Annotated in this window: 22 protein-coding genes; 17 read left to right on the top strand and 5 right to left on the bottom strand. The window is 65.1% G+C overall.

Going from position 1 to position 22525, the window contains the following annotated elements; genetic code table 11:
• Positions 1 to 159 precede the first annotated feature (159 nt).
• Positions 160 to 858, bottom strand: coding sequence for an ArsR family transcriptional regulator (locus EI171_RS21045; protein WP_161534578.1), 699 nt, complete (start codon positions 856 to 858; stop codon positions 160 to 162).
• Between the two features lie 195 nt (positions 859 to 1053).
• Here EI171_RS21045 and EI171_RS21050 point away from each other — a divergent pair, with 195 nt between their 5' ends.
• The 3 genes from EI171_RS21050 (at position 1054) to EI171_RS21060 (ending at position 2662) form a co-directional block, all read left to right on the top strand.
• Positions 1054 to 1362: an NIPSNAP family protein gene (locus EI171_RS21050; protein ID WP_018647290.1), complete on the top strand. Its 309-nt coding sequence runs from the start codon at positions 1054 to 1056 to the stop codon at positions 1360 to 1362.
• A gap of 28 nt (positions 1363 to 1390) precedes the next feature.
• Positions 1391 to 1741: an antibiotic biosynthesis monooxygenase gene (locus EI171_RS21055; protein ID WP_161534579.1), complete on the top strand. Its 351-nt coding sequence runs from the start codon at positions 1391 to 1393 to the stop codon at positions 1739 to 1741.
• Between the two features lie 111 nt (positions 1742 to 1852).
• Entirely contained in the window at positions 1853 to 2662 is an 810-nt protein-coding gene (locus EI171_RS21060; RefSeq protein ID WP_161534580.1) for an oxaloacetate decarboxylase, read from the top strand.
• Between the two features lie 60 nt (positions 2663 to 2722).
• On the opposite strand, the gene EI171_RS21065 is transcribed toward EI171_RS21060, so the two are convergent.
• Entirely contained in the window at positions 2723 to 3118 is a 396-nt protein-coding gene (locus EI171_RS21065; protein WP_028171415.1) for a hypothetical protein, read from the bottom strand.
• A gap of 189 nt (positions 3119 to 3307) precedes the next feature.
• Between EI171_RS21065 and EI171_RS21070 the strand changes: the two genes are divergently transcribed.
• The gene (locus tag EI171_RS21070) at positions 3308 to 3949 is read left to right on the top strand and encodes a trimeric intracellular cation channel family protein (protein WP_161534581.1); all 642 of its coding nucleotides are present in this window, start codon (positions 3308 to 3310) and stop codon (positions 3947 to 3949) included.
• A gap of 35 nt (positions 3950 to 3984) precedes the next feature.
• Here the strand turns inward: EI171_RS21070 and EI171_RS21075 are convergent, their stop codons facing one another.
• Positions 3985 to 5205 carry a cytochrome c gene (locus tag EI171_RS21075; RefSeq protein WP_161534582.1) on the bottom strand — a complete coding sequence of 407 codons (1221 nt, stop codon included), beginning with the start codon at positions 5203 to 5205 and terminating at the stop codon, positions 3985 to 3987.
• Positions 5206 to 5498: 293 nt separating this feature from the next.
• Between EI171_RS21075 and EI171_RS21080 the strand changes: the two genes are divergently transcribed.
• The 11 genes from EI171_RS21080 to EI171_RS21130 all read left to right on the top strand — a co-directional run bounded on the left by EI171_RS21080 (position 5499) and on the right by EI171_RS21130 (position 20218).
• Positions 5499 to 8990, top strand: coding sequence for an indolepyruvate ferredoxin oxidoreductase family protein (locus EI171_RS21080; RefSeq protein ID WP_161534583.1), 3492 nt, complete (start codon positions 5499 to 5501; stop codon positions 8988 to 8990).
• Between the two features lie 203 nt (positions 8991 to 9193).
• On the top strand, positions 9194 to 10207 hold the full coding sequence (locus EI171_RS21085; protein WP_246740595.1) for a hypothetical protein: 1014 nt from the start codon (positions 9194 to 9196) through the stop codon (positions 10205 to 10207).
• Between the two features lie 201 nt (positions 10208 to 10408).
• Positions 10409 to 10771, top strand: a complete 363-nt coding sequence (locus EI171_RS21090) for a hypothetical protein (RefSeq protein WP_011088092.1) — start codon at positions 10409 to 10411, stop codon at positions 10769 to 10771.
• 147 nt (positions 10772 to 10918) lie between these two features.
• The gene (locus tag EI171_RS21095) at positions 10919 to 12076 is read left to right on the top strand and encodes a thiolase domain-containing protein (protein WP_161534585.1); all 1158 of its coding nucleotides are present in this window, start codon (positions 10919 to 10921) and stop codon (positions 12074 to 12076) included.
• Positions 12076 to 12465: a Zn-ribbon domain-containing OB-fold protein gene (locus tag EI171_RS21100; protein WP_011088090.1), complete on the top strand. Its 390-nt coding sequence runs from the start codon at positions 12076 to 12078 to the stop codon at positions 12463 to 12465. Before EI171_RS21095 ends, EI171_RS21100 begins: the two co-directional genes overlap by 1 nt.
• Positions 12466 to 12687: 222 nt before the next feature.
• The gene (locus tag EI171_RS21105; RefSeq protein ID WP_161534586.1) at positions 12688 to 13548 is read left to right on the top strand and encodes a MaoC family dehydratase; all 861 of its coding nucleotides are present in this window, start codon (positions 12688 to 12690) and stop codon (positions 13546 to 13548) included.
• A 124-nt stretch (positions 13549 to 13672) separates the two neighbouring features.
• The gene (locus tag EI171_RS21110) at positions 13673 to 14551 is read left to right on the top strand and encodes an SDR family oxidoreductase (protein WP_038967075.1); all 879 of its coding nucleotides are present in this window, start codon (positions 13673 to 13675) and stop codon (positions 14549 to 14551) included.
• 104 nt (positions 14552 to 14655) lie between these two features.
• The gene (locus tag EI171_RS21115; RefSeq protein WP_161534587.1) at positions 14656 to 15609 is read left to right on the top strand and encodes a dihydrodipicolinate synthase family protein; all 954 of its coding nucleotides are present in this window, start codon (positions 14656 to 14658) and stop codon (positions 15607 to 15609) included.
• A 4-nt stretch (positions 15610 to 15613) separates the two neighbouring features.
• A complete protein-coding gene (locus EI171_RS21120; protein WP_161534588.1) occupies positions 15614 to 16411 on the top strand; it encodes an NUDIX domain-containing protein in 798 nt (265 codons plus the stop codon).
• Between the two features lie 79 nt (positions 16412 to 16490).
• Positions 16491 to 17405, top strand: coding sequence for a DMT family transporter (locus tag EI171_RS21125; protein ID WP_161534589.1), 915 nt, complete (start codon positions 16491 to 16493; stop codon positions 17403 to 17405).
• 125 nt (positions 17406 to 17530) lie between these two features.
• On the top strand, positions 17531 to 20218 hold the full coding sequence (locus tag EI171_RS21130; protein ID WP_011088084.1) for a PAS domain S-box protein: 2688 nt from the start codon (positions 17531 to 17533) through the stop codon (positions 20216 to 20218).
• Here EI171_RS21130 and EI171_RS21135 read toward each other — a convergent pair whose 3' ends face one another.
• Entirely contained in the window at positions 20219 to 20572 is a 354-nt protein-coding gene (locus EI171_RS21135) for a GrlR family regulatory protein (RefSeq protein WP_028171426.1), read from the bottom strand.
• A 260-nt stretch (positions 20573 to 20832) separates the two neighbouring features.
• Between EI171_RS21135 and EI171_RS21140 the strand changes: the two genes are divergently transcribed.
• Positions 20833 to 21330 carry a hypothetical protein gene (locus EI171_RS21140; protein ID WP_011088082.1) on the top strand — a complete coding sequence of 166 codons (498 nt, stop codon included), beginning with the start codon at positions 20833 to 20835 and terminating at the stop codon, positions 21328 to 21330.
• Positions 21331 to 21387: 57 nt separating this feature from the next.
• On the opposite strand, the gene EI171_RS21145 is transcribed toward EI171_RS21140, so the two are convergent.
• On the bottom strand, positions 21388 to 21774 hold the full coding sequence (locus EI171_RS21145; protein ID WP_011088081.1) for a VOC family protein: 387 nt from the start codon (positions 21772 to 21774) through the stop codon (positions 21388 to 21390).
• Between the two features lie 182 nt (positions 21775 to 21956).
• On the opposite strand from EI171_RS21145, the gene EI171_RS21150 reads away from it, so the two are divergent.
• Positions 21957 to 22523 carry a hypothetical protein gene (locus EI171_RS21150; protein WP_161537048.1) on the top strand — a complete coding sequence of 189 codons (567 nt, stop codon included), beginning with the start codon at positions 21957 to 21959 and terminating at the stop codon, positions 22521 to 22523.
• Positions 22524 to 22525 lie beyond the last annotated feature (2 nt).

The raw sequence follows: 22525 nt of genomic DNA on the forward strand, positions 1-22525 counted from the left end.
GTCGAAGACGCGAACCCGGAATCTCGAGATTCCGGGCCTGGTCCTTCGGACCATCCCGGAATGACGGTGCCAGTAAACCTGTGAACAGCCGGGTCAAGCCCGGCCATGACGAGAGTGAGAGCTAACACGCGATTGTGTGCCGTCACGCTTCCGGCGTGATCAGTCCTTCCCATTCCCGAACAGCGCGGCAAACTGTTTCTCGCCGGTGCGGGTGAAATTCACCACGCGGCTGCCCGGCGTGGCGTCGCGCGCGGCCCATTTCAGCTCGGTGAAGCGCTGCATCATGGTGGCGCCGAGCGTGCCGGCGAGATGGTGGCGCCGCTCGCTCCAGTCCAGGCAGGCCTTGCACACCGGCCGGCGCGGATGGGCGAGCATGCCGGGCGAGATCTGCAAATGTTTGGCGAGAAAGCGTTCGCCCTCGGCGGTCAGCTCGATGTCCTGTTTCTTCTGCCTGACCAGGTTTCGCTCGCGCATGGTGTCGAGCATCTGCACGCCGAGATCGCCGGCGAGATGATCGTAGCAGATGCGCGCGCGCCGCAGCGCCGGATCCTTCGGTCCCGTGCGCACGCGCATGTGGCCGGTGCGCGCGGCGAGGCCCGCAAGCCCTTCGAGCACGCCGGCAACGTCGTCGTCGGTGAGGCGGTAGTAGCGGTGCCGGCCCTGCTTCTCCGGCTCGACCAGCCCGCCGGCCTCGAGCTTCGAAAGGTGCGAGCTCGCCGTCTGCGGCGTGATGCCGGCCTCCTGCGCGAGCTCGCTCGCGGTCAGCGCGCGTCCGTTCATCAGCGCCGTGAGCATGTTGGCGCGGGCGGGGTCGCCGACCAGCGAAGCGACCATGGCGATGTCGGGTCCTGATTTCATGCTTCGATGGTAGCCGAAGCATTGCGGTCGGGCAAGCGCGTAGGCTCTCACCAGGTCGTCATTGCGAGGAGCCCGTGACAAAATTGCGAAGCAATTTTGCACTGGCGACGAAGCAATCCAGGCTGTCTCCGCGGAGAGATTCCTGGATTGCTTCGCTGCGCTTGCAATGACGAGGTGGAAACACAGGAGCCTTACATGTCCGTCACCGTCTTCATCCGCTACCAGCTCGATCCGTTCAAGCGCGCGCAGTTCGAGGAATACTCGAAGCGCTGGCTCACTATCATTCCGAAATGCGGCGGCGACCTGATCGGCTATTTCATGCCGCACGAGGGTACCAACAACATCGCCTTCGCACTGATCACCTTCGAGAGCCTGGCCGCCTACGAGGCCTACCGCGCCCGGCTGCGCCAGGATGCGGAAGGCATGGCGAACTTCCATTTCGCCGAGGAACACAAGTTCATCCTCGCGGAAGAGCGCACCTTCCTGCGCAAGGTGGTATTGTAGGCCACGACACCGTCAGCAGGAGACGCCCATGATCGCCGTGATCTTCGAGGTCTGGCCCAAGCCCGAGCATCGCCAGACCTATTTCGACCTTGCAGCCGATCTGAAGCCGATCCTGCAAACCATCGACGGCTTCATCTCGGTCGAGCGTTTCGAGAGCCTGACCGAGAAAGGCAAGATCCTGTCGATCTCGTTCTGGCGGGATGAGGCAGCCGTGCAGGCCTGGCGCAATACGATGGAGCACCGGCGCACCCAGGCCAAGGGCAGGGCGCAGATCTTTGCCGACTATCATCTGCGCATCGCCAGCGTCATCAGGGACTACGGCATGAACGATCGCGACGAGGCGCCGAAGGACAGTCGCGCCGTGCACGATGCGCACTAGCGCGTTCGGGCGCGCACTGGCGCTGCCGGGCGCGCACTGGCGCTGCCGGGCGCGCACTGGCGCTGCCCTGAAAGCGTGCCTATGTCTGCGCGGCCAACAAGGGAGAGAAACATGCACGTGACGACCGCGGACAAGCGCGCGACCTTCAGGAAGATGCACGAGAGCGGCTGCTTCATTCTGCCCAATCCGGTCGATGTCGGCAGCGCCAAGGCGTTGCAGCATCTCGGTTTCAAGGCGATTGCGTCATCGAGCGCAGGCTTTGCGTGGACCATCGGCAAGGCCGACAACCACGTCACCGTTGAGGACGTCTGTCAGCATCTGGCAGCATTGAGCTCGGCGGTCGACATTCCCGTGAATGCGGATTTCGAAGGCGGCTTTGCGGTCGAGCCGGACAAGGTCGCTGACAATGTCGAGCGCTGTGTGCGTACCGGCGTCGCCGGCCTGTCGATCGAGGATTCCACCGGCGACAAGGACAGGCCGCTCTACGATCGCGCGCTCGCGGTCGAGCGCATCATGGCCTCGCGCAGGGCGATCGGCGACAGCGGCACGCTGCTGGTCGGCCGCTGCGAGGCCTATCTGTGGGGCGTGACCGACCTCAAGCTCGTCATCGACCGGCTGAGCGCCTACGCCGATGCCGGCGCCGACTGCCTCTACGCGCCGGGCCTGAAGAGCCGCGAGGACATTGCCGCGGTGGTCAAGGCTGTCGCACCAAAGCCGTTCAACCTCTTGATCGGCGGTTCCGGCTTGTCCTTGCAGGAGGCCGAAGATCTCGGCGTGCGCCGGATCAGCGTCGGCGGCTCGCTCGCCCGCGCCGCGTGGGGCGGCTTCATGCGCGCGGCAAAGGAGATGGCCGAGAAGGGGACCTTCACCGAGCTCGGCAGCGGCTATCCCGGCGGCGAGCTCAACAAGATGTTCAGCTAGAGCCAAACGAAAGGCGGCGGGATGTTGTGTCCCGCCGCTTTCATGCGTCACTGCGAAGTCTTACTTCGCGCCGTTAGACGGTGCGGCCGGATCCGGCGCGGCCGGCTTGCTCGGCGCAGCACCCGTGGTCACGCCCGGCGCGGTGTTGTTGCGCGGCGTCACGTCGCGCATGCCGGGAGGCGCCGCTGGATTGGCCGGCGGAGCCTGCTGGGCCGTCTGCTTCGCCGGCTCGTTGCTCGCCTGGTTGCCGGTGGTCGTGTTGTTCAAGCCGTAGAACACGGCACCCAGCACCAGGGCGACAGCCACGGCAAACAGTGCGACCTTGCCGCTGGAGGCGGGGCCTTCGCCCAGCTCGGGGTCGACCTGAAGGTCGGCATCCCGTCGCGCCGCACGGAGATACTCATCATCGGCGAGATTCGGGCGATACGGATCGTTGGGGAAACGGTCGTCAGCCATCGATTGGGTCTCCTCGATTATGGCGGCTGGACAACCCATAGATGCGAGATTCTGTTCCGCCCCCTCTGATGCTTTCGTCGCATGTTGCCCCCGCGTCGGGAATCGGGAACCTGCTCATCCCGGATGGACCCCTTGTTCATCCTGGAACCGCGGACGTAAGTTCCACGGGCGGAATAAGGGAACAAAGCGATGTGGAGCCTGCCGCCGAGCGATAGCGTGCTGCACCTTCTGGCGTTTGTTGCCTTGACGGCGCAGGGCATGACCGCGGCGCTTGCTGCGGGGCGGCGCAGCATGGACTATGTCGGCGTCTGCATGCTCGGCAGCATTACCGCGCTCGGCGGCGGCACGCTGCGCGACCTGTTTCTCGGCCACTATCCGCTCGCCTGGGTCGCGAACCCGATCTATCTCGTGCTCCCTGGCGCTGCAGCGCTGCTGACCATCCTGTTCGCGCGCCTCGTGCACCGGCTTCAGCTCGCCTTCATCGTGCTCGATGCCATCGGCCTCGTCGTCTTCACCATGACCGGCTGCGACATCGCCTGGCAGATGGATGTCTCGCTGCCGATCGTCATCGTCTCGGGCATGGTGACGGGCTGCGCCGGCGGCGTGTTGCGCGACGTGCTCTGCAACGACGTGCCGCTCTTGTTTCGCTCCGAGCTCTACGCCAGCGTCTCCGTGGTGACGGGGCTGTTCTACGCGACGGCCTTCGGCCTCAATCTCAACGCCGAGCTCTGGACGATCCTGACCTTCATCCTCGGCATCAGCTTCCGCCTGCTCGCGGTGCGCTACAAATGGGAGATGCCGAAATTCGTGTTCACGGGGGACGAGCGGTAGCTCTATCCACCTCGCAATGACGGGGAGGGAGCTTGCTACGGTTGCTTGCGCGCCTTCGCCACCTGCGCCGGCGTCACCAGCGGGCCCGAATTGCCCCAGGAATTGCGGATGTAGTTCGTCACCGCCGCGATCTCCCCGTCGGACAATTGCTTGGCATAGGCCGGCATCTCGCCGGTGTTGGGCGCGCGTGGCGTGGTCACGGTGAGGGCGCCGTCGAGGATGATGCGCAACGTCGAGGACGGATTGACCGATTGCAGCAGCGCGTTGGCGGGCAGCGGCGGATAGATGCGCGGCGCTCCCGTGCCGTCGGCTTCGTGGCAGGCGATGCAGAGCTTGGCATAGACCGCCTGGCCGGCCTTCATCTCGGCATCGTCGGGCGGCGTCACGATCGTCTCGCGCCGCGCCGGCGGCAGGCCCTTCAGGTAGACCGCGATCGCGCGCGCATCGGCGTCACTCATCTTCGAGGTCGAGTTGACCACCACCTCCGCCATCAGCCCGTCGGCATGGCTCTTGGCATTGCGGCCGCTCTGCAGATATTCGGCGATGTCCTCCACGCTCCACGACTTCAGCCCGGTGCGCGGCGCGCCATCGAGCCTTGGGGCGTACCAGCCGCCGATCTCGTTGCCGGCGAATGCCTGCGCCAGCTTGTCCGCGCCAAAATAGTTCTTCGGCGTATGGCAGGCGCCGCAATGGCCGAGCCCGGTGACGAGATAGCCGCCGCGATTCCACGTCGCGCTCTGGCTCTGGTCCGGCTCGAACAGGCCCGGCTTGAAATACATGGCATTCCAGATCCGCATCAGGCCGCGGTAACCGAACGGCCAGCGCAGCTCCGGCGGCTTGTTGCGGCTCGCGACGGGCGCGAGCGTGCCGAGATAGGCCCGGATCGCCAGCGTGTCGTCCTTCGTCATCTTCGTGAAGTAGGGATAGGGGAAGGCCGGATAGTAGTTCGAGCCGTCGGGCGCGACGCCATAGCGGAGGGCGCGGGTGAAATCGGCATCCGCCCAGGCGCCGATGCCGGTGTCTCGGTCGGGCGTCAGGTTCGGCGCATAGATCGCGCCGAAGGGCATGTCGATGCGCTTTCCGCCCGCGAACGGCTTGGCCGGATCGGCGGTGTGGCAGCCCGCGCAGTCGCCGGCCTCGACCAGCGTCTTGCCATAGGCGATCAGCTCCGGCGATGGTTCGGCGGCCAGGGCCGCGCCTGCAACCGCACTGCACAACGCCAAACCCACAGCCAGGCCAGCCAGAATCGTCCGCATCGAGAGCCTTTCCTGCGACCAATCGACGTCGCCTGCGTGACGGGGGCATCAATTCATTTCGCGACGGCGGGGGTATGGTGACACAAATTGAAAATGCCTGATGCCTTTGCAGCCACGAAATTGCGATTTTTACCTGGCGCTCGCTTTGGTCCAGATTTGTGGTGCGGAGCGTTAAATATCCGACATAGAGTGGCGGAGATGGTCGGCGCGCCCTAGCTAAAAACAACGGGCAGGCAACGGCTTAAGCGACGTTAAGTGACAAAGACCTGAACAGGGCGTGGAAAGAGGACAGCATGGGAATCAACCAGGGTCCGATCAGTCTCGATCAAAAATACACCCAGGACACCGGACACGTCTTCACCACGGGCATCCAGGCCCTGGTTCGCCTGCCCATGGCCCAGATCCGGCGCGACCGCGCCAATGGCCTCAATACCGCGGGCTTCATCTCCGGCTATCGCGGCTCGCCGCTCGGCGGCTATGACCAGCAGCTCTTTGCGGCGCGAAAGCATCTCGAGCAGTACAACATCAAGTTCCAGCCCGGCGTGAACGAGGACCTGGCCGCGACCGCCGTCTGGGGCTCGCAGCAGCTCAATCTCTCGCCCGGCGCCAAGTATGACGGTGTGGTCGGCATCTGGTACGGCAAAGGCCCCGGCGTCGACCGCTGCGGCGACGTGTTCCGCCACGGCAATGCCGCGGGCTCGGCCAAGAACGGCGGTGTGCTGTGTCTGGCCGGCGACGACCACGGCGCAAAATCCTCGACCGTCCCGCATCAGTCCGACCACGCCTTCATGTCGGCGCTGATGCCGTATCTCTACCCGTCCAGCATCCACGAGATGATCGAGATGGGCCTGCTCGGGATCGCGATGTCGCGCTACTCGGGCTGCTGGGTCGGCATGAAGGTGATCACGGAGACGGTGGAGACCACCGCCGAGATCGACCTCACCGACGAGATGAAGCCCTTCATCATCCCGCCCGATTTCGAGCTGCCGCCCGGCGGCCTCAATCTGCGCTGGCCCGACGACCGCTTCGAGCAGGACCGCCGCCTCCAGGACTACAAGGGCTTTGCCGCGATCGCCTTCGCGCGCGCCAACAGGGTCAACCGCGTCACCATGGATTCGCCGAACGCGCGCTTCGGCATCATGGCCTCAGGCAAGAGCTATGAGGACGTGCGGCAGGCGCTGCGCGAGCTCGGGGTCACCGAGGAGGTCGCCGCCAAGATCGGTCTCCGTCTCTACAAGATCGGCATGCCCTGGCCGCTGGAGCCGGAAGGCGTGCGCCAGTTCGCGGTCGGGCTCGAAGAGATTTTCATCATCGAAGAGCGGCGCGAGATCGTCGAGAACCAGGTCAAGCAGGAGCTGTTCAACTGGCGCGACGACGTCCGCCCGCGCATCGTCGGCAAGATGGACGAGCACGACAAGCGCTTCCTGACCTTCGCCGCCGAGCTCAGCGTCGCTTCGCTTGCGACCTCGATCACCGAGCGACTTCTAAGGCTTAATCTCAACCCTGAAATCGCGGAGATGCTCCGCGTCAAGGCCGACTGGTTCAACGGCCGCCAGGCCACACAGATGCAGGCCACCGCGCCTGTCTCCCGCACCCCGTATTTCTGCTCCGGCTGTCCCCACAACACCTCGACCAAGGTCCCCGAAGGCAGCCGCGCGCTTGCCGGCATCGGCTGTCACTTCATGGCGCTGTGGATGGACCGCTCGACCGAGACGTTCACGCATATGGGCGGCGAGGGCGTGCCGTGGGTCGGCATCGCGCCCTTCACCAACGAGAACCACATCTTCGCCAACCTCGGCGACGGCACCTATTTCCACTCTGGCCTGCTCGCCATCCGTCAGGCGGTCGCCTCCAAGACCAACATCACCTACAAGATCCTCTACAACGACGCGGTGGCCATGACCGGCGGCCAGCGCCATGACGGCGATCTCTCGCCGCAGCAGATCACCTTCCAGCTCCACGCCGAGGGCATCCGCGAGATCTATCTGGTCTCGGAGGCGCCCGACACCTATCCCGCCGACACCATCGCGCCCGGCGTGAAGAAGTATCACCGCGACGAACTCGACAACGTCATGAAGATGTGCCGCGAATACAAGGGCACCTCGGCGATCGTGTTCGTGCAGACCTGCGCCGCCGAAAAGCGCCGCCGCCGCAAGCGCGGCCTGATGGAGGATCCGGCGCGTCGTGTCATGATCAACCCGGCCGTCTGCGAAGGCTGCGGCGACTGCTCGGTGCAGTCGAACTGCATCTCGGTCGAGCCGCTGGAGACCGAGTTCGGCCGCAAGCGCGCCATCAACCAGTCGTCCTGCAACAAGGACTATTCCTGCGTGAAGGGCTTCTGCCCGTCCTTCGTCACCGTCGACGGCGGCGCGCCGCGCCACCGTGCGCCGGCCGAGCTTGAAGAGATCGGCGCGCTGCCCGAGCCGGCCTCGCGCCCGACGCTCGACAAGCCCTACAACATCGCCGTCGGCGGTGTCGGCGGCACCGGCGTGCTCACGATCGGCGCGCTGCTCGGCATGGCCGCCCACATCGAGGGCAAGGCCTCGATGATCCTCGACATGTCGGGCCTCGCGCAGAAGGGCGGGGCGGTGCTGAGCCATGTCCGCCTGTCCGACCATCCGGCCGAGGTCACGTGCTCGCGCATCGTCACCGGCACGGCCGATCTCGTCCTCGCCGCCGACGAGGTGGTCGCGGTCGCCAAGGACACGATCTCGCTCTGCGACACCAGCCGCACCCGCGGCATCATCAACAGCCACGTCATTCCCACCGCCGACTTCGTCCTCAACCGCGACTTCAACTTCCAGACCCGCAAGCTGAACGGATTGCTGGAGACGGCGCTGCACAAGGACTCCGTCTTCTTCGACTTCACCAAGCCCGCCGAGCAGTTGCTCGGCGACAGCATCGCCACCAACATGATGATGATGGGCTATGCCTATCAGAAGGGGCTGTTCCCGCTGGCGGCCGAGTCGATCGAGCAGGCGATCGAGGTCAACGGCGTCGCGACCAAGATGAACAAGGAAGCCTTCCGCCTCGGTCGCCTCGCGGTCGCCGATCCCGAGCGTCTTGCGGGCATGCTGAAGGGAGCGGGCGAGGTCGTCGCGCCCAAGACCTTGGACGCAATGACGCTCGACGAAGTCATCGAGCATCGCGCCAAGCACCTGACCGCCTATCAGAACGGCCGCCTGGCAAAACGCTATCGCAAGCTGGTCGACCAGGTTCGCGATGTCGCCAAGCAGGGTGGCTATGACGACGCGCTGCCGCGCGCGGTCGCGGTGAACTACGCCAAGCTCCTTGCCTACAAGGACGAATACGAAGTCGCGCGCCTCTTCACCGACGGCGCCTTCGAGCAGCAGCTTCGCGACCAGTTCGAGGGCGAATTCAAGTTCACCTTCAACCTCGCGCCGCCGATCCTTAGCCGCGGCGTCGACGCGCTCGGCCGCCCGAAGAAGCGCGCCTTCGGCCCGTGGATGCTGAAGGTCTTCCGCGTGCTGGCGAAGTTCAAGTTCCTGCGCGGCACCCCGCTCGACATCTTCGGCCGCAGCGCCGACCGCAAGCTCGAGCGCGATCTGATCGTGGGTTACGAAAAGGACGTCGCCACCGTGCTCGGCCTGTTGTCGCCGCTCACGATCGACACCGCGGTCGAGTTGCTCTCGCTGCCCGACCGCATCCGCGGCTACGGCCCGGTCAAGGAAAAGGCGGTCACTGAGGCCAAGGCCCGCTATGCCCAGCTCGCCGCGGACTTGGCGAGCCCGCCGCCCGCGCCGCGGCAGATCGCGGCGGAGTAGGGCAAGTCCCGTAGGGTGGGCAAAGGCGCGAAGCGCCGTGCCCACCACCTCACCAGGATTGAGTCAGAAGAGGTGGGCACACTTCGCTTTGCCCACCCTACAAGACCTACGTTTGACAAGGGTTGTGACCGCGCGATATCAGCAACTTGCGATAGTGGCGCGCGGCGGGTGATGCGGTCGTGCGCTATGCGGAGCGACGATCGATGTCATTGCGCGGTGTCTTGATTGTATTGGTCGCCGTTGGCGTATTGGCGGCCTTGGGGATGTACTGGAATCAGCATGATATCGAACGTGTCATGCGTGATGGCTACGGCACCACGGGCAAGATCACGTCCGCTGAAGTCGTCTCGACGCGATTTCCGTTCGTGTTCGACGGGTTCTGGCCCCGCTATGTCGACGAAAATCTGTCGATCGGATTGCAATGGATCGGAAAGGACGGCGTTCAGCGCGAGCGCAAGGGCATCGCGGTCAGCGCCGCCTATGCGGCGCGCATCACGGTTGGCAATCAGCTCAAGCTCCTGACGGTCCCCATTCAGGCCGTTGACGATGATTCATCGCTTCCTGTGATCGTCGAGGATATCGACGATCATCTGAGCCATATCCGGTCCACGTCCAGATTTATGGCGGCGGGAGCAGGTATCTGCGCCGTGATGCTGGTGCTCGTGATCGGATGGCAGGCATGGTCGGCGCGTCGAAGCGGGCCGGGAAGCGCCGCAATCGCCGCCGGATCGCGGCGGCCCTTTCCTTTCATCCTCGGGATCTTGGCCGCCGTGATGCTTCCATTCGGCGGCTACATGCTAGTGACCTCCTATTTCGAGCAAAGCACGTTGAAGGAGGTCCTCGACCACGGCGATGAGGCCACCGCCGATATTACGCGTGCCTACGGTGAAGTGAACAAAGCCGGCGACGCGCCGAGCTATCTCGTTACGCTGGCGTGGACCGACAAGTCCGGGCAGCGGCAAAGCTACGGGCCGACCCACATCAGCCCGGCCTTCTGGCGGCAGATCACGCGGAACGGCGTCCAGACGGTTAGGCAGACCAGGATCCGCTATCTCTCAGGCAGGCCGGATGCGCGGCCTCTGATCGTCGACGACGCGGCCGAAGCCCAATACCAGAACAGTTTTGGCGTGAAGGGCGGCGCGGTCTTTCTCGTCTTCGGCCTGATCCTGGCCGCGGTGACCGCGTTCCGCTATCGCGCGCGTCCGAGCGCGGCTTGATCGCAGGAGAGGGACGTCGGTTGGGTTAGGCAGATCCCCCTCGCGATTTCCTGTTTGATATCAATCGCCGTTCTACTGTGCATGGGGTTGTTTTCGTACAACGGGTTCTTTCGATAAAACGAAAATCGCTTGTGCCGTCGGGCAAAACACCTTTAGGATTCTGCCTGGCTGGAGCGGCGACGTGAGGCTGTCCGCGCTGAAATGGACCTGTGGTCGAATATGGATTTTGCTTGGCGCATCGTGACGTGCCTGCCGCTTACAGAGCTTTGGAACAGCGAAGGTCTGTTGGATGTCCGGCCTGACCAAAGAGTGGGCGCGGCTGAGATCGAGCTGCTTCTGCGGGACGGTGCGAGTTTCGTGGTCGCGGACGTTGGAAAGCCGTTGCGATGGATATCGGCCGCCGACCGCTTTTCGTTCTGGAAGACCGAGGTGAAGGGGCGGCTGATAGCCCGGGACGCTGATTGCTTCAGTCTCGACGACTATCCTGACAGTTACTGCTACGTCGCGACCGCTTGGAGCGGCACGGCGCCGATGCCGATCATTGTTCTAGAGATCCACCATTGACGGGGCTGTGATCGACGGCGGGGCAATATCGCCCACTTGCGCCCACCCGCTGCCCTCTCGCCCGACGGAATATTTCCGCGCTTGCCAACAGGGCCAGTGCGGTTCAGAAAAACGGGGCAATAAGAAACGCGAGCGGAGACCTCTGTTTTGACCATCAAGGGCAACGCCTACATTGCCGGGATCTACGAACACCCGACCCGGCATGCGCCGGACAAATCCACCGCCCAGCTCCACGCCGAGGTCGCCAAGGGTGCGATCGAGGATGCCGGGCTCAGCAAGGACGATGTCGACGGCTATTTCTGCGCCGGCGACGCGCCGGGCGGCGCTTGGCCGATGGTCGATTATCTCGGCCTGAACACGAAAAAGCTCCGCCACGTTGATTCCACAGAGACCGGCGGCTGTTCCTACATCATCCATCTCGGCCATGCCGCTGAAGCCATCGCGGCGGGCAAGTGCTCGATCGCGCTGATCACGCTCGCCGGGAAACCGCGCACCGGCGTGATGCCGCCGCGCGCGGCCGGCGCGGAAGCCGATTTCGAGTCCGCTTACGGCGCGACCACGCATAATGCCTATGGCATGTGTGCCATGCGCCACATGCACGACTATGGCACCACCAGCGAGCAGCTCGCCTGGATCAAGGTCGCGGCCTCGCACCACGCGCAATACAATCCGCATGCAATGCTCAAGGACGTCGTCACGGTCGAGGACGTCTTGAACTCGCCGATGATCTCCGATCCCTTGCATCGCATGGATTGCTGCGTCGTCTCCGACGGCGGCGGCGCGCTGATCGTGACCACGCCCGAGATCGCCAGGAGCCTGAAGAAGCCGCTGGTCAAGCTGATCGGCCATGGCGAGGCGATGAAGGGACCGCGCGGCGGCAAGGATCTCGATCTCACATACTCCGCGGGCATCTGGTCCGGCCCGCGTGCGTTCGAGGAAGCCGGCATCACGCCGAAGGACATCAAATACGCCTCGATCTACGACAGCTTCACCATCACCGTCTTGATGCAGCTCGAGGACCTCGGCTTCTGCAAGAAGGGCGAGGGCGGAAAATTCGTCGCCGACGGCAATCTGATCTCGGGCGTCGGCAAGCTGCCGTTCAACACCGACGGCGGCGGCCTGTGCAGCAACCATCCCGTCAACCGCGGCGGCATGACCAAGATCATCGAGGCCGTCAGGCAGCTGCGCGGCGAAGCGCATCCGAAGGTGCAGGTCAAGAATTGCGACCTCGCCATCGCCCACGGCACCGGCGGCCTTCTGGGCGTTCGCCACGCCGCCTCGACGGCCATTCTGGAGCGCGTGTGATGAGTGAAGCGAAAAAGTATCCGGCCCCGGTGACGAACCCCGAGACCGCCGCGTTCTGGGACGCAGCCAAGCAGGGCAAGTTCATGATCAAGCGCTGCACCGCGTGCGGCGAAGCGCACTACTTCCCGCGCTCGATCTGCCCGTTCTGCTACTCTGACAAGACGGTGTGGGAGGAGGCTTCGGGCGAGGGCACGATCTACACTTGGAGCTTGATGCGGAAGTCGCCGACCGGCCCTTACGCCATCGGCTACGTCACGCTGAAGGAAGGCCCCTCGGTGCAGACCAATTTCGTCGATTGCGATCTCGAGAAGCTGAAGATCGGCCAGAAGGTGAGAGTGGTGTTCAAGCCGACCGACGGCGCACCGCTGCCGTTCTTCACGCCGGCCTGATGCGCTCTACCCATCCTACGAATTCTTCCTTCCCCCCTTGTGGGGGAAGGTGGCGCGAAGCGCCGGATGAGGGGTATCGCTCCGCGGAAAGACTTTCGATGCGGAGCTAACCCCTCACCCAAACGAGTTTGCCGCACGGTTCTCGTGGCCCTCTCCCACAAGGGGAGAGGGCACATTAACGAGCGCCGCTGCTCGCTAAGAATGCCGGGAGGAAACCAAAAAATGTCCGCCAGATACGAAGAACTCAAAGGCCTGAAAAACATCGGCCAGAAATACGCCTACACCGACCGCGAGGTGATGCTCTACGCCTACGGCATCGGGCTCGGTGCCGATCCGATGGACGAGAACGAACTCGCCTTCGTCAACGAGGGCACGTTCACGCCGCGGCCGCTGAAGGTGGTGCCGACCTTTGCTTCCGTCGCGGCGTGGGGCTCGGGGCCGGGCGAGATGAACCTCAACCGCGTGATGGTGGTCGATGGCGAGCGCGACATCACCTTTCACCAGCCGCTGCCGGTGGCCGCGAACATCACCGCCGATTCCTCCGTGCTCGAGGTCTACGACAAGGGCAAGGACAAGGGTGTGGTGATCAGCCACCAGACCGTGCTGAAGAACGAGAAGGGCGAGAAGCTGGCGACGCTGGTCGCTTCGCGCTTCGCTCGCGGCGACGGCGGCTTTGGCGGGCCGAACCTGACCCAGCCCGATCCGCACAAGATCCCGGCGCGCGCGCCCGACAAGACGATCGACATCGTCACGCGTCCCGACCAGGCGCTGGTCTATCGGCTCTGCGGCGACCGCAACCCGCTGCATTCAGATCCTGAGTTTGCGAAGAAGGCCGGCTTCCCGCGCCCGATCCTGCACGGCATGTGCACCTACGGCATCACCTGCCGCGGCGTGCTCCAGACTTATGCCGATTACGACGCCTCCGCCTTCCGCCAGCACGTCGCGCGGTTCTCATCCCCGGTCTATCCCGGCGAGACCGTGACCATGGACCTCTGGAAGGACGGCAACACGATCTCGTTCGAAGCCAAGGTGAAGTCGCGCGGCGTCACCGTGATCAAGAACGGCAAGACGGTGCTGGGTTAGCTGCCTCCGTCATTCCGGGGCGCGCGAAGCGCGAACCCGGAATCTCGAGCTACAACCTCTGGATTCCGGGTTCAGCGCTGCGCGCTGCCCCGGAATGACAATAATAAAACAGGGAGATGCCCCCATGGGACTACTCGACGGCAAGGTCGCGCTGATCACCGGTGCGGGCGGCGGGCTCGGTGAGGCCTACGCGAAACTGTTCGCGCGGGAAGGGGCATCCGTCGTCGTCAACGACCTCGGCGGCCCCCGCGACGGCTCCGGCGCCGACAAGTCGATGGCGCAGCTTGTGGTGGACGCGATCAAGGCGGAAGGCGGCAAGGCGGTCGCCAACGGCGCCGACATCTCCACCATGGAGGGCGGCCAGTCGGTGTTCGACGACGCCATCAAGCATTTCGGCCGCGCCGACATCCTCGTCAACAATGCCGGCATCTTGCGCGACCAGACCTTCGCCAAGGCGTCCGAGGCCGACTGGGACAAGGTCATCAAGGTGCACCTGAAGGGTACCTTTTGTTGCACCATGCCGGTGTTTCGCTGGATGCGGGAAAACGGTGGCGGCGTCATCGTCAACACCTCCTCGACATCAGGGCTGATCGGCAATTTCGGGCAGACCAATTACGGCGCGGCCAAGGGCGGCATCTGGGGCCTGTCCAACGTGCTGGCGATCGAGGGCCGCAAGTACAACATCCGGATCTGGACGCTGGCCCCGGGCGCCCTGACCCGCATGACCGCAGACCTGCCCCGCTATAAGGAGAACCCCTCGGCGGCGCTGGGGCCGGACGGCATCGCGCCGGCCGTGCTATACATGGTCAGCGACTTGTCGGGCGACCAGACCGGCAAGGTGCTGGGCGTGTCCGGGCCCCGCGGCGTGCGCGAAATGCGGATGATGGAAATGGAAGGCTGGAAACCGCCGCACTCGGGCTGGAATGCTCAGGACATCGTCGATCATGCCAAGGAGATCTTCTTCTCCGAGGAGCAGATCAAGATGGGGGCGCGGCGGTTTTAGCCGTTGTTGTCGTTCCGGGGCGGCTCGAAGAGCCGAACCCGGAACCTCGAGATTCCGGGTTCGCGCTGCGCGCGCCCCGGAATGACGGAGAAAGAGAGAGACTGATGAAACTGACCGCCGACGCCAAGGGCACCTTCGCAATCGCGCCGACGCCGTTCCACGACCACGGCCGGATCGACGAGCGCTCGATCGACCGCCTGACGGATTTCTACGAGGAGGTCGGCTGCGATGGCGTCACGGTGCTGGGCATCCTCGGTGAGGCGCCGAAGCTCGATGCCGCCGAGGCCGAGCAGGTCGCGGTTCGCTTCGTCAAGCGCGCCAAGAAGATGCAGGTGATCGTCGGCGTCTCCGCGCCGGGCTTTGCCACCATGCGTTCGCTGGCGAAGGCCTCGATGGATGCCGGCGCGGCCGGCGTGATGATCGCGCCGCCGCCCTCGCTTCGCACCGACGACCAGATCGTCGGCTATTTCAAGCAGGCGGCGGAAGCCATCGGCCCCGACGTGCCGTGGGTGCTCCAGGACTATCCGCTGACCCTGCAGGTGGTGTTCACGCCGGCGGTGATCCGCAAGATCGTCATGGACAATCCGAACTGCGTGATGCTCAAGCACGAGGACTGGCCGGGCCTGGAGAAGATCACGACGCTGCGCAACTTCCAGAAAGACGGCTCGCTTCGCCCGCTCTCGATCCTCTGCGGCAATGGCGGCACGTTCCTGGATTTCGAGATGGAGCGCGGCGCCGACGGCGCCATGACCGGCTATGCCTTCCCCGAACTTCTGATCGACGTCGTGAACCTCTCCAAGGCCGGCAAGCGCGATGCGGCGCATGATCTGTTCGACGCGCATCTGCCGCTGATCCGTTACGAGCAGCAGCCGGGGGCCGGCCTTGCGGTGCGCAAATACGTGCTGCAGAAGCGCGGCATCATCGCCTCCAGCGCGCAGCGCAAGCCGGGCGCCACCATCACGGCGACGGCGAAGGCCGAGGTCGAGTATCTGCTGTCGCGCGTTGCCCGCGTCGACAAGCGCGCCAATCTTGGCCCGCAATCCAGCGCTGCAGGTTAGGTAAATGGCAGAGACATCAGCATCACGCCCGGCATCGACGATCCTTCTGCTGCGCGATGGCGCAGCAAGGGAAATCGAGGTCTTCATGATGGTCCGCCATCATCAGATCGAGTTCAACTCGGGCGCGCTGGTGTTTCCGGGCGGCAGCGTCGATGCCGGCGACAACGAGATCGTCGCCCGCGCCGACCTGTATTCCGTCGGCGAAGGCTTAAGCGAAGCGGAGCGCGGTTTTCGTATCGCCGCGATCCGCGAGACCTTTGAAGAGAGCGGCATCCTGCTGGCGCGCGCGAAGGACACGGGCACGCCGATCGATGCCAGGCGTGCCGGCGAACTCGCCGACAAGCATCGCGTCGCGCTCAATGAGCACAAGATCTCGTTCCTCAGCATCCTTGCCGACAACGGCCTCCAGCTCGCGCTCGACACGCTCGTGCCCTACGCCCACTGGATCACGCCCGAAGGCATGCCGAAGCGGTTCGACACCTGGTTCTTCCTGGCCGCAGCGCCGCCGGACCAGCTCGGCGCGCATGACGGCCGCGAGTCGACCGACTCGATCTGGGTGTCGCCGCGCGAGGCGGTGGAGGGCGGGGAGAGCGGCCGCTTCAAGCTGCCGTTCCCGACCACGCGCAATCTGATCCGGCTTGCCAAGCAGGGCAGCGTGGATGCCGCGCTGGAGCACGCCCGCGGCATGTCCATCGTCACGGTGATGCCAGTGATGACCAAGACCGAAACCGGCCGCCAGCTCCGCATCCCCCGCGAGGCCGGCTATGACGGCGAGGTGTTCGAGGTCGGCGCGGTCGGCTGATACACTTCGACACGCAGCGAAGTATTGACGCTTGCGGGCGCGCTAGGTTCCGTCCATCGCGGAATGGACGGAGCGCACAATGGACAACCGGCAGGACACCAACATCGCCGTCGAGCTGGCGCTGCTCGTCGCGCTCGCAACGCTGTGGGGCGGCTCCTACACCTTCATCAAGCTCGGCGTCGCCACCATTCCGCCGATCACGCTGATCGCGGCGCGCACCGCGATCGCCGGCCTGCTGCTGCTCATCGTCATGCGGGCGCGCGGCATCAAAATGCCGACGGATGCCGCGACCTGGCAGCGCTTCGCGTTCCAGGCCGTGCTCAACAGCGTCATCCCCTGGACGCTGATCGCGTGGGGCGAACGCCATGTCGATGCCGCGCTCGCCACCATCGTCAACTCGGCCGGGCCGATCTTCACCTTCCTGCTTACGGCGGTCGTGACCCGCCACGAGGCGACGACACCGCGAAAGCTGTTCGGCGTGGTCGCCGGCATGGCCGGCATCCTGCTGATTGTCGGCGTCGATACCGTCCACGACATCGGCAGCGGCATCATTGCGGAGGCTGCGATCGTCGCTGCCACCATCTGCTACGCCTGCGCCGCGATCTTCGGCCGCAGCTTCAGGGGCCTCGACCCGATGGCGCCCGCCGCCGGCTCGCTGCTGGCGGGCGCGGCCGTCCTGATCCCGGCCTCGCTGGTTGTCGAGCAGCCCTGGACGCTATCGCCGTCGCTGAGTTCCGTGCTGGCGCTGTTCGCGCTCGCGGTGTTCTCGACCGCGGCGGCGTTCGCGATCTATTTCCGGCTGATCCAGACCCTGGGCTCGGTCGGGACCACCGCGCAGGCTTATCTGCGCGTGCCGATCGGGGTCGCCATCAGCGTCGCCTTCCTCGGCGAAACCCTGAGCCGGACCGCCTGGATCGGGCTGGCCTGCGTGGTTCTCGGCGTTGCCGCCATGACGATCCCGGCCTGGCGGCAGGCGAGCGTCAAAACGTCATAGAGCCGGCGAGGAGGGCGGGGCGAGAACCACGATATTAAGGATATTCCGAGGCGGGAGGCAGGTTCCCCCGGGCGTGCAATACGTCGTATATTGGGCTTCCAACAGCCCGGTCCCTCAACGCACCAATGTCCGCCGACTTGACGCCGCCCCCCGAGAAAAAGCGAATCTTCTCGCTGTCCATCGGCCAGCTTACGTTCGGAAGCTTCATCCTGGTGCTGGCGGTGATCATCGTCACCTCGACCGCGAGCGTGATCGCGATCCGGCACATCGACACGACCTTCGCCGAATTGCAGCGGCTCCAGAGCGTCGGCGACCTTGCCGAGGACATCGACCGCCGCATGAACGAATTGCGCCTTGCTGCGCGCGACTTCGTCACCGACCCCGGCGCCGGCATCCAGTTCAAGCAGGTGGGCGAGGCGGCCTCGACGCTCAGCGACATCCTGAAGAAGACCCGTATCGAGCTCGCGCCCGAGCAGCAGGACATGATCGACGGGGTCACCGAGCGCCTTGCGACCTATCGCAACGGCCTCGAGCGGATCTCCACCCTGATCGACCGCCGCGCCCAGCTGCTTGCCGGCCTGCCGCCGCTGCGCGACCAGTTCGACGCGGCGGTCTCCGGCACCGCGGACCGCGAGCTCGCCTCGCGCCTATCCGAGGCGCAGAGCCGGATCGCGCTCGGGCTGCTCGCGCGTAATCCCTCCGCGGCCGAGCAGGCCGCGCAGAACATGCGGACGATGGACATCGCCGACGCCAAGCTCCGGACGGCCGTGAATGATTACGCCGAGGCGATCATGGCGGTCGCCGTCCGGGAGCGGCAGATCGCCGACATCGACCGCGAGGTGCTGGGCACCGAGGGCCGGCTGATCGGCCGCGTCACCGAATTGCTGCGCGAGGTCAGCGCAAGGCGCGGCCATGTGCTGTCGCGCGATTTCGCCCGCACGCTTACGGAGGCGCGGTGGCAGAGCATCGTGCTCGGCAGCATCGGCGTGCTGATCGGCATCCTCGCGGCCGGCTTCGTGGTGCGGCGGACGGTGCGTCCGCTGGCCCAGATCGCACGATCGATTCGCGCGCTCGCGGCCGGCCAGAAAGACACTTCGATCCCGTCCGCCGACGTCGACAACGAGATCGGCGACATCGCACGCGCCGCCGAAGTGTTCCGCCGCGCGCTGGAAGAAGCCGACACCGCGCGCGAGGCGGCGGTGCGCGCGCTCACCGAGCAGCGCCTCGCCGAAGAGAGCTACCGGAAACTGTTCGAGGGCTCGGTCGACGGCATCTATGTGACGACGCCGGCCGGCGACCTCCTCAACGCCAATCCGGCGCTGGCGCGGATGATGGGCTATGATAGCCCGCAGCACCTCATCGACAGCATCAACGACATCGCCCATACGATCTACGTCCACCCCGAGGCGCGCGTCGAGTATCAGCGGCTGATGCATCGCGACGGCATGGTGCGCGAGTTCGAGTACCAGGTGCGCCAGCGCAGCGGCGACATCCTCTGGCTTTCCGACAGTGCGACCGGCGTGCGGGACGAGCAGGGCAAGATCATCCGCTACGAGGGCACGCTGCGCGACATCACCGACCAGAAGCGGGCGGAAGACGCCATCGCCGAGGGCCGGCGCCTGCTCCAGCAGGTCATCGATACCGTGCCCGCGGTCATCAACGTCAAGGACCGCGACCTGCGCTATGTGCTGATGAACCGCTACATGGCCGGCATCTTCGGCATCGAGCCTGGCGATGCGCTCGGCCGCACCACCGCGGACCTGATGTCGCGCTACGGCGCGGCCAAGACTGACGAGAACGACAAGCGCGTGCTGAGGCTCCGTAAGGGGCTCGGCTTCTACGAGGAGGAGTACAAGGACGCCTCCGGCAACATGCGCCAATGGCTTGTCAACAAGCTGCCGCTGCTCGATGCCGAGGGCGAGATCGAGCGGATCGTCACGGTGGCGCTCGACATCGGCGAGCGCAAGCGCGGCGAGCAGGAGATGCGCAAAGCCAAGGAATCGGCGGAGACCGCGCTGCGCAATCTGCGCGAGACCCAGGCCTCGCTGATCGAGGCGGAGAAGCTCGCCGCGCTCGGACGGCTGGTCGCCGGCGTCGCTCACGAGGTCAACAATCCCGTCGGCATCAGCCTGACGGTCGCCTCCGCGCTGGAGCGCAAGACCGCGATGTTCACGTCCGAGGTCGAGCGCGGCGAGCTCCGCCGCTCGACGCTCAACGAGTTCCTCAACACCAGCCGCGACGCATCCTCGCAGCTGGTCTCCAATCTCAACCGCGCCGCCGAGCTGATCCAGTCGTTCAAGCAGGTCGCGGCCGACCGCAACTATTCGGACCAGCGCAGCTTCGACCTCGGCGACCTCACCGAGCAGGTGGTGATGAGCCTGCGGCCGGGCCTGCGCAAACACAATCTGACGCTCAACGTCGATTGCCAGCCCAACCTGACCATGAACAGCTATCCCGGCCCGTACGGGCAGGTGCTGACCAACCTGTTTCTCAATTCGGTGGCGCACGCCTTTCCCGACGGGCGTCCGGGGATCATCGACATCCAGGTGCGCGAGTCCGGCAAGGACAATGTCGAGATCATCTTCTCCGACAACGGCTGCGGCATGTCGCTCGACGTCCGCCGCCGCGCCTTTGATCCGTTCTTCACGACGCGGCGCGACCAGGGCGGCACCGGACTCGGGCTGCACATCGTCTACAGCATCGTCACCAACCGGCTCGGCGGCCGGCTCGATCTCGATTCCGAGCCGGGCGGGGGCACGCGCATCCAGATCATCCTGCCGCGCACGGCGCCGCTCGAGCAGGCTGCGGAATAGCTAGTCGACTTCGGCGAGCTTGTGCAAAGTAGCGCCGAAAATCAGGCTGGCCTTGCCGACGAGCGCCGTTCCCGTCATCTCCGCGCGCGTGTCCGTGTAGGTCCCACTGACGCCGATGCCGACCGGCGCCGGTCCGCCGAACAGCGGATTGTCGTCGCCCCGCGGTGAGGTGTGCCGCTGCACCAGCACCTCGCCTTTGAAGGAGTGATCATCCTTCACCACGTAGCTGCCGGTGTAATAGAGGTAGGCATCGCCGCCAAGGATCTTGCCGTCGCGGAAAAGAATCACGCCGCTGCCCTTGCCCGCTCGACCATCGAGCAGGTTCACGTGGATCGAATAGAGGCCGTTCTTCATAACGTCCCGCAGGCCGGCCGCCATCGCCCAATGGCGTAACCGGTAGAGCTTTTATGCCAAAGCACATCCCCTCGCGCAACGCGGCAGTTTGCCGGCCGGCCACGATAGCCGGCGGCCGCGAGCCGTAGTTGTCCCGGCTTGTTTGTGACGCGGTTATGACGGTCTCATCATGAGGCGAGGCCCGTCGTTGCGAATCAAGTTGGCCCGCGAAATGCATAACCATTGTTGCACTGGCCGCGGGGTGCTGGAGCAAGACAAACGTGAGCAACTGGATCGATTCCGGCGGCGATCAGCCGCGTCTGTACAGTGCGCGTCCCACGAATTGCAAAAGCGAACGACGGCGGATAGGCAGCGCGGTACGCTGGCGAAGCGTGACGAAGCTGGCATGCGCCTCGGCCTTGATCGCGCTAGCAGCCCCCTTCGGGCACGCCCGTGACCGCGGCCAGTTCGTCAACACCAATGCGGATTTGAAGGCCTGGTTCGACGGCCTGCGAAGCGGCAAGGGGCCGTGCTGCTCCGATGCCGACGGCTCGGCGCTCTCGGACACCGACTGGGACAGCAAGGACGGGCACTATCGTGTCCGCGTCCCGCGCTATGGCTACGCGCTCGAGGGCCAGAAGCAGGAACTCGTCTGGGTCGACGTGCCCGAAGAGGCCGTGATCTCGGAGCCGAACCGGGTCGGGCGTACCATGGTGTGGCCGATCTACGGCTATATGGGCGTCACCATCCGCTGCTTCATGCCCGGCAGCATGACTTAGCTGCGCCAGGCGGCACGCCGCCCGGTCTCGCTGATGGCCGATGTGGCGTGCGCCGCGTCAGGTGTATTTCTTGTCGCGCTCGAGCAGCTCGACGGAAATACCTTCGGGGCCGCGGATGAAGCAGATGCGCACGCCGGGCCGGATCGTCGTCGGCTCACGCGTGAACGTGACGCCCTTGGCCTTGATCTCGGCCGCGACGGCGTCGATATCCTTCACCGTGAGTCCGAAATGGTCGAGGCCCTGGTGCGGATGCAGCGGCGGCGGACTGACGGCGTTGTCACCCTCGAGCGGAGCGATGAAGATCCTGGCACCGCCGAGGTTCACGTCGATCCGTCCGGGCGCGCGCACGATCTCGCCACCGAGGATGTCCCGCAGCCAGGTCGCCGTGGCCTCCGGATCGGGGCTGCGCAGGTGGACGTGATCCCAGGTGACGGCGATTGGCATTTCATGTTCTCCCAACAGGGTCTTTCGATATTGCGGCGCATGTTAGCGACCCCAGCCGGTGATCGCCACCGTCCTTGCCGACTCGCTTGAAGCGCGGGAACCTTAGTTCGTCTCCCGGATTAAGGTAAGCAGTGGCCCAATCCGCCGTCGAACCTGTTGCGGCCACGATCGGTGATACAGCCATGAGCGCAAGGTTTGAGCGGGTCGGGTTGGGACGCTTCGCCGCCATTGGTGAGCGCACGGCGCGGGTCGTGACGGTCGCGAGCGTATCATTTGGCCGAAGCATTCTGTGGCTGCTGGCCGCCATCATCGTGGGCTGCGGCGTCTGGATGCTGCTGCCGCTCTCCAAAGGCAACAGCGCTGAACCGGTGAAGCCGGAGTTGGCATCCGTCGAGATGGCGCCTTCGGGCGATGCGGCAGTTGCGGTCACGCCGGGGTCCGAAGCCCAGGCTGCGGCAGAACTCGACCGTCTCAGGATTTCCTCCCAGACCTGGCGCCGCGGCGGCCTTGGCTCGAAGGCGCTGGTGACGTTCACGCTGCGAAATGACAATGACTATGCCGTAAAGGATTTGGCGATCGTTTGCGCGTTCGCACGGCGCGACGGCAGTCATCTGACCGACCGCAGCCGCGTTCTGGCCGACACGGTCAGCATGAAGAGCCGCAAGACCTTTGCGCGCATCCCTGTCGGCTACGTCAACGTCAATGCCGATCAGGCGAAGTGTTCGCTGGTTGCAGCCCGTCGCGCGTAAAG

This window comes from Bradyrhizobium sp. LCT2 (genome assembly GCF_009931255.1).
GTDB classification, from domain to species: Bacteria; Pseudomonadota; Alphaproteobacteria; order Rhizobiales; family Xanthobacteraceae; genus Bradyrhizobium; species Bradyrhizobium diazoefficiens.

Excerpts from the sequence above, each read along its gene's own strand:
- EI171_RS21080 (WP_161534583.1), top strand. The coding sequence starts at position 5,499 with ATGGGAATCAACCAGGGTCCGATCAGTCTCGATCAAAAATACACCCAG.
- EI171_RS21045 (WP_161534578.1), bottom strand. The coding sequence starts at position 858 with ATGAAATCAGGACCCGACATCGCCATGGTCGCTTCGCTGGTCGGCGAC.
- EI171_RS21115 (WP_161534587.1), top strand. The coding sequence starts at position 14,656 with ATGAAACTGACCGCCGACGCCAAGGGCACCTTCGCAATCGCGCCGACG.
- EI171_RS21060 (WP_161534580.1), top strand. The coding sequence starts at position 1,853 with ATGCACGTGACGACCGCGGACAAGCGCGCGACCTTCAGGAAGATGCAC.
- EI171_RS21085 (WP_246740595.1), top strand. The coding sequence starts at position 9,194 with ATGTCATTGCGCGGTGTCTTGATTGTATTGGTCGCCGTTGGCGTATTG.
- EI171_RS21105 (WP_161534586.1), top strand. The coding sequence starts at position 12,688 with ATGTCCGCCAGATACGAAGAACTCAAAGGCCTGAAAAACATCGGCCAG.
- EI171_RS21050 (WP_018647290.1), top strand. The coding sequence starts at position 1,054 with ATGTCCGTCACCGTCTTCATCCGCTACCAGCTCGATCCGTTCAAGCGC.
- EI171_RS21070 (WP_161534581.1), top strand. The coding sequence starts at position 3,308 with ATGTGGAGCCTGCCGCCGAGCGATAGCGTGCTGCACCTTCTGGCGTTT.
- EI171_RS21110 (WP_038967075.1), top strand. The coding sequence starts at position 13,673 with ATGGGACTACTCGACGGCAAGGTCGCGCTGATCACCGGTGCGGGCGGC.
- EI171_RS21090 (WP_011088092.1), top strand. The coding sequence starts at position 10,409 with ATGGACCTGTGGTCGAATATGGATTTTGCTTGGCGCATCGTGACGTGC.
- EI171_RS21065 (WP_028171415.1), bottom strand. The coding sequence starts at position 3,118 with ATGGCTGACGACCGTTTCCCCAACGATCCGTATCGCCCGAATCTCGCC.
- EI171_RS21135 (WP_028171426.1), bottom strand. The coding sequence starts at position 20,572 with ATGAAGAACGGCCTCTATTCGATCCACGTGAACCTGCTCGATGGTCGA.
- EI171_RS21145 (WP_011088081.1), bottom strand. The coding sequence starts at position 21,774 with ATGCCAATCGCCGTCACCTGGGATCACGTCCACCTGCGCAGCCCCGAT.
- EI171_RS21055 (WP_161534579.1), top strand. The coding sequence starts at position 1,391 with ATGATCGCCGTGATCTTCGAGGTCTGGCCCAAGCCCGAGCATCGCCAG.
- EI171_RS21100 (WP_011088090.1), top strand. The coding sequence starts at position 12,076 with ATGAGTGAAGCGAAAAAGTATCCGGCCCCGGTGACGAACCCCGAGACC.
- EI171_RS21075 (WP_161534582.1), bottom strand. The coding sequence starts at position 5,205 with ATGCGGACGATTCTGGCTGGCCTGGCTGTGGGTTTGGCGTTGTGCAGT.
- EI171_RS21125 (WP_161534589.1), top strand. The coding sequence starts at position 16,491 with ATGGACAACCGGCAGGACACCAACATCGCCGTCGAGCTGGCGCTGCTC.
- EI171_RS21120 (WP_161534588.1), top strand. The coding sequence starts at position 15,614 with ATGGCAGAGACATCAGCATCACGCCCGGCATCGACGATCCTTCTGCTG.
- EI171_RS21130 (WP_011088084.1), top strand. The coding sequence starts at position 17,531 with ATGTCCGCCGACTTGACGCCGCCCCCCGAGAAAAAGCGAATCTTCTCG.
- EI171_RS21150 (WP_161537048.1), top strand. The coding sequence starts at position 21,957 with ATGAGCGCAAGGTTTGAGCGGGTCGGGTTGGGACGCTTCGCCGCCATT.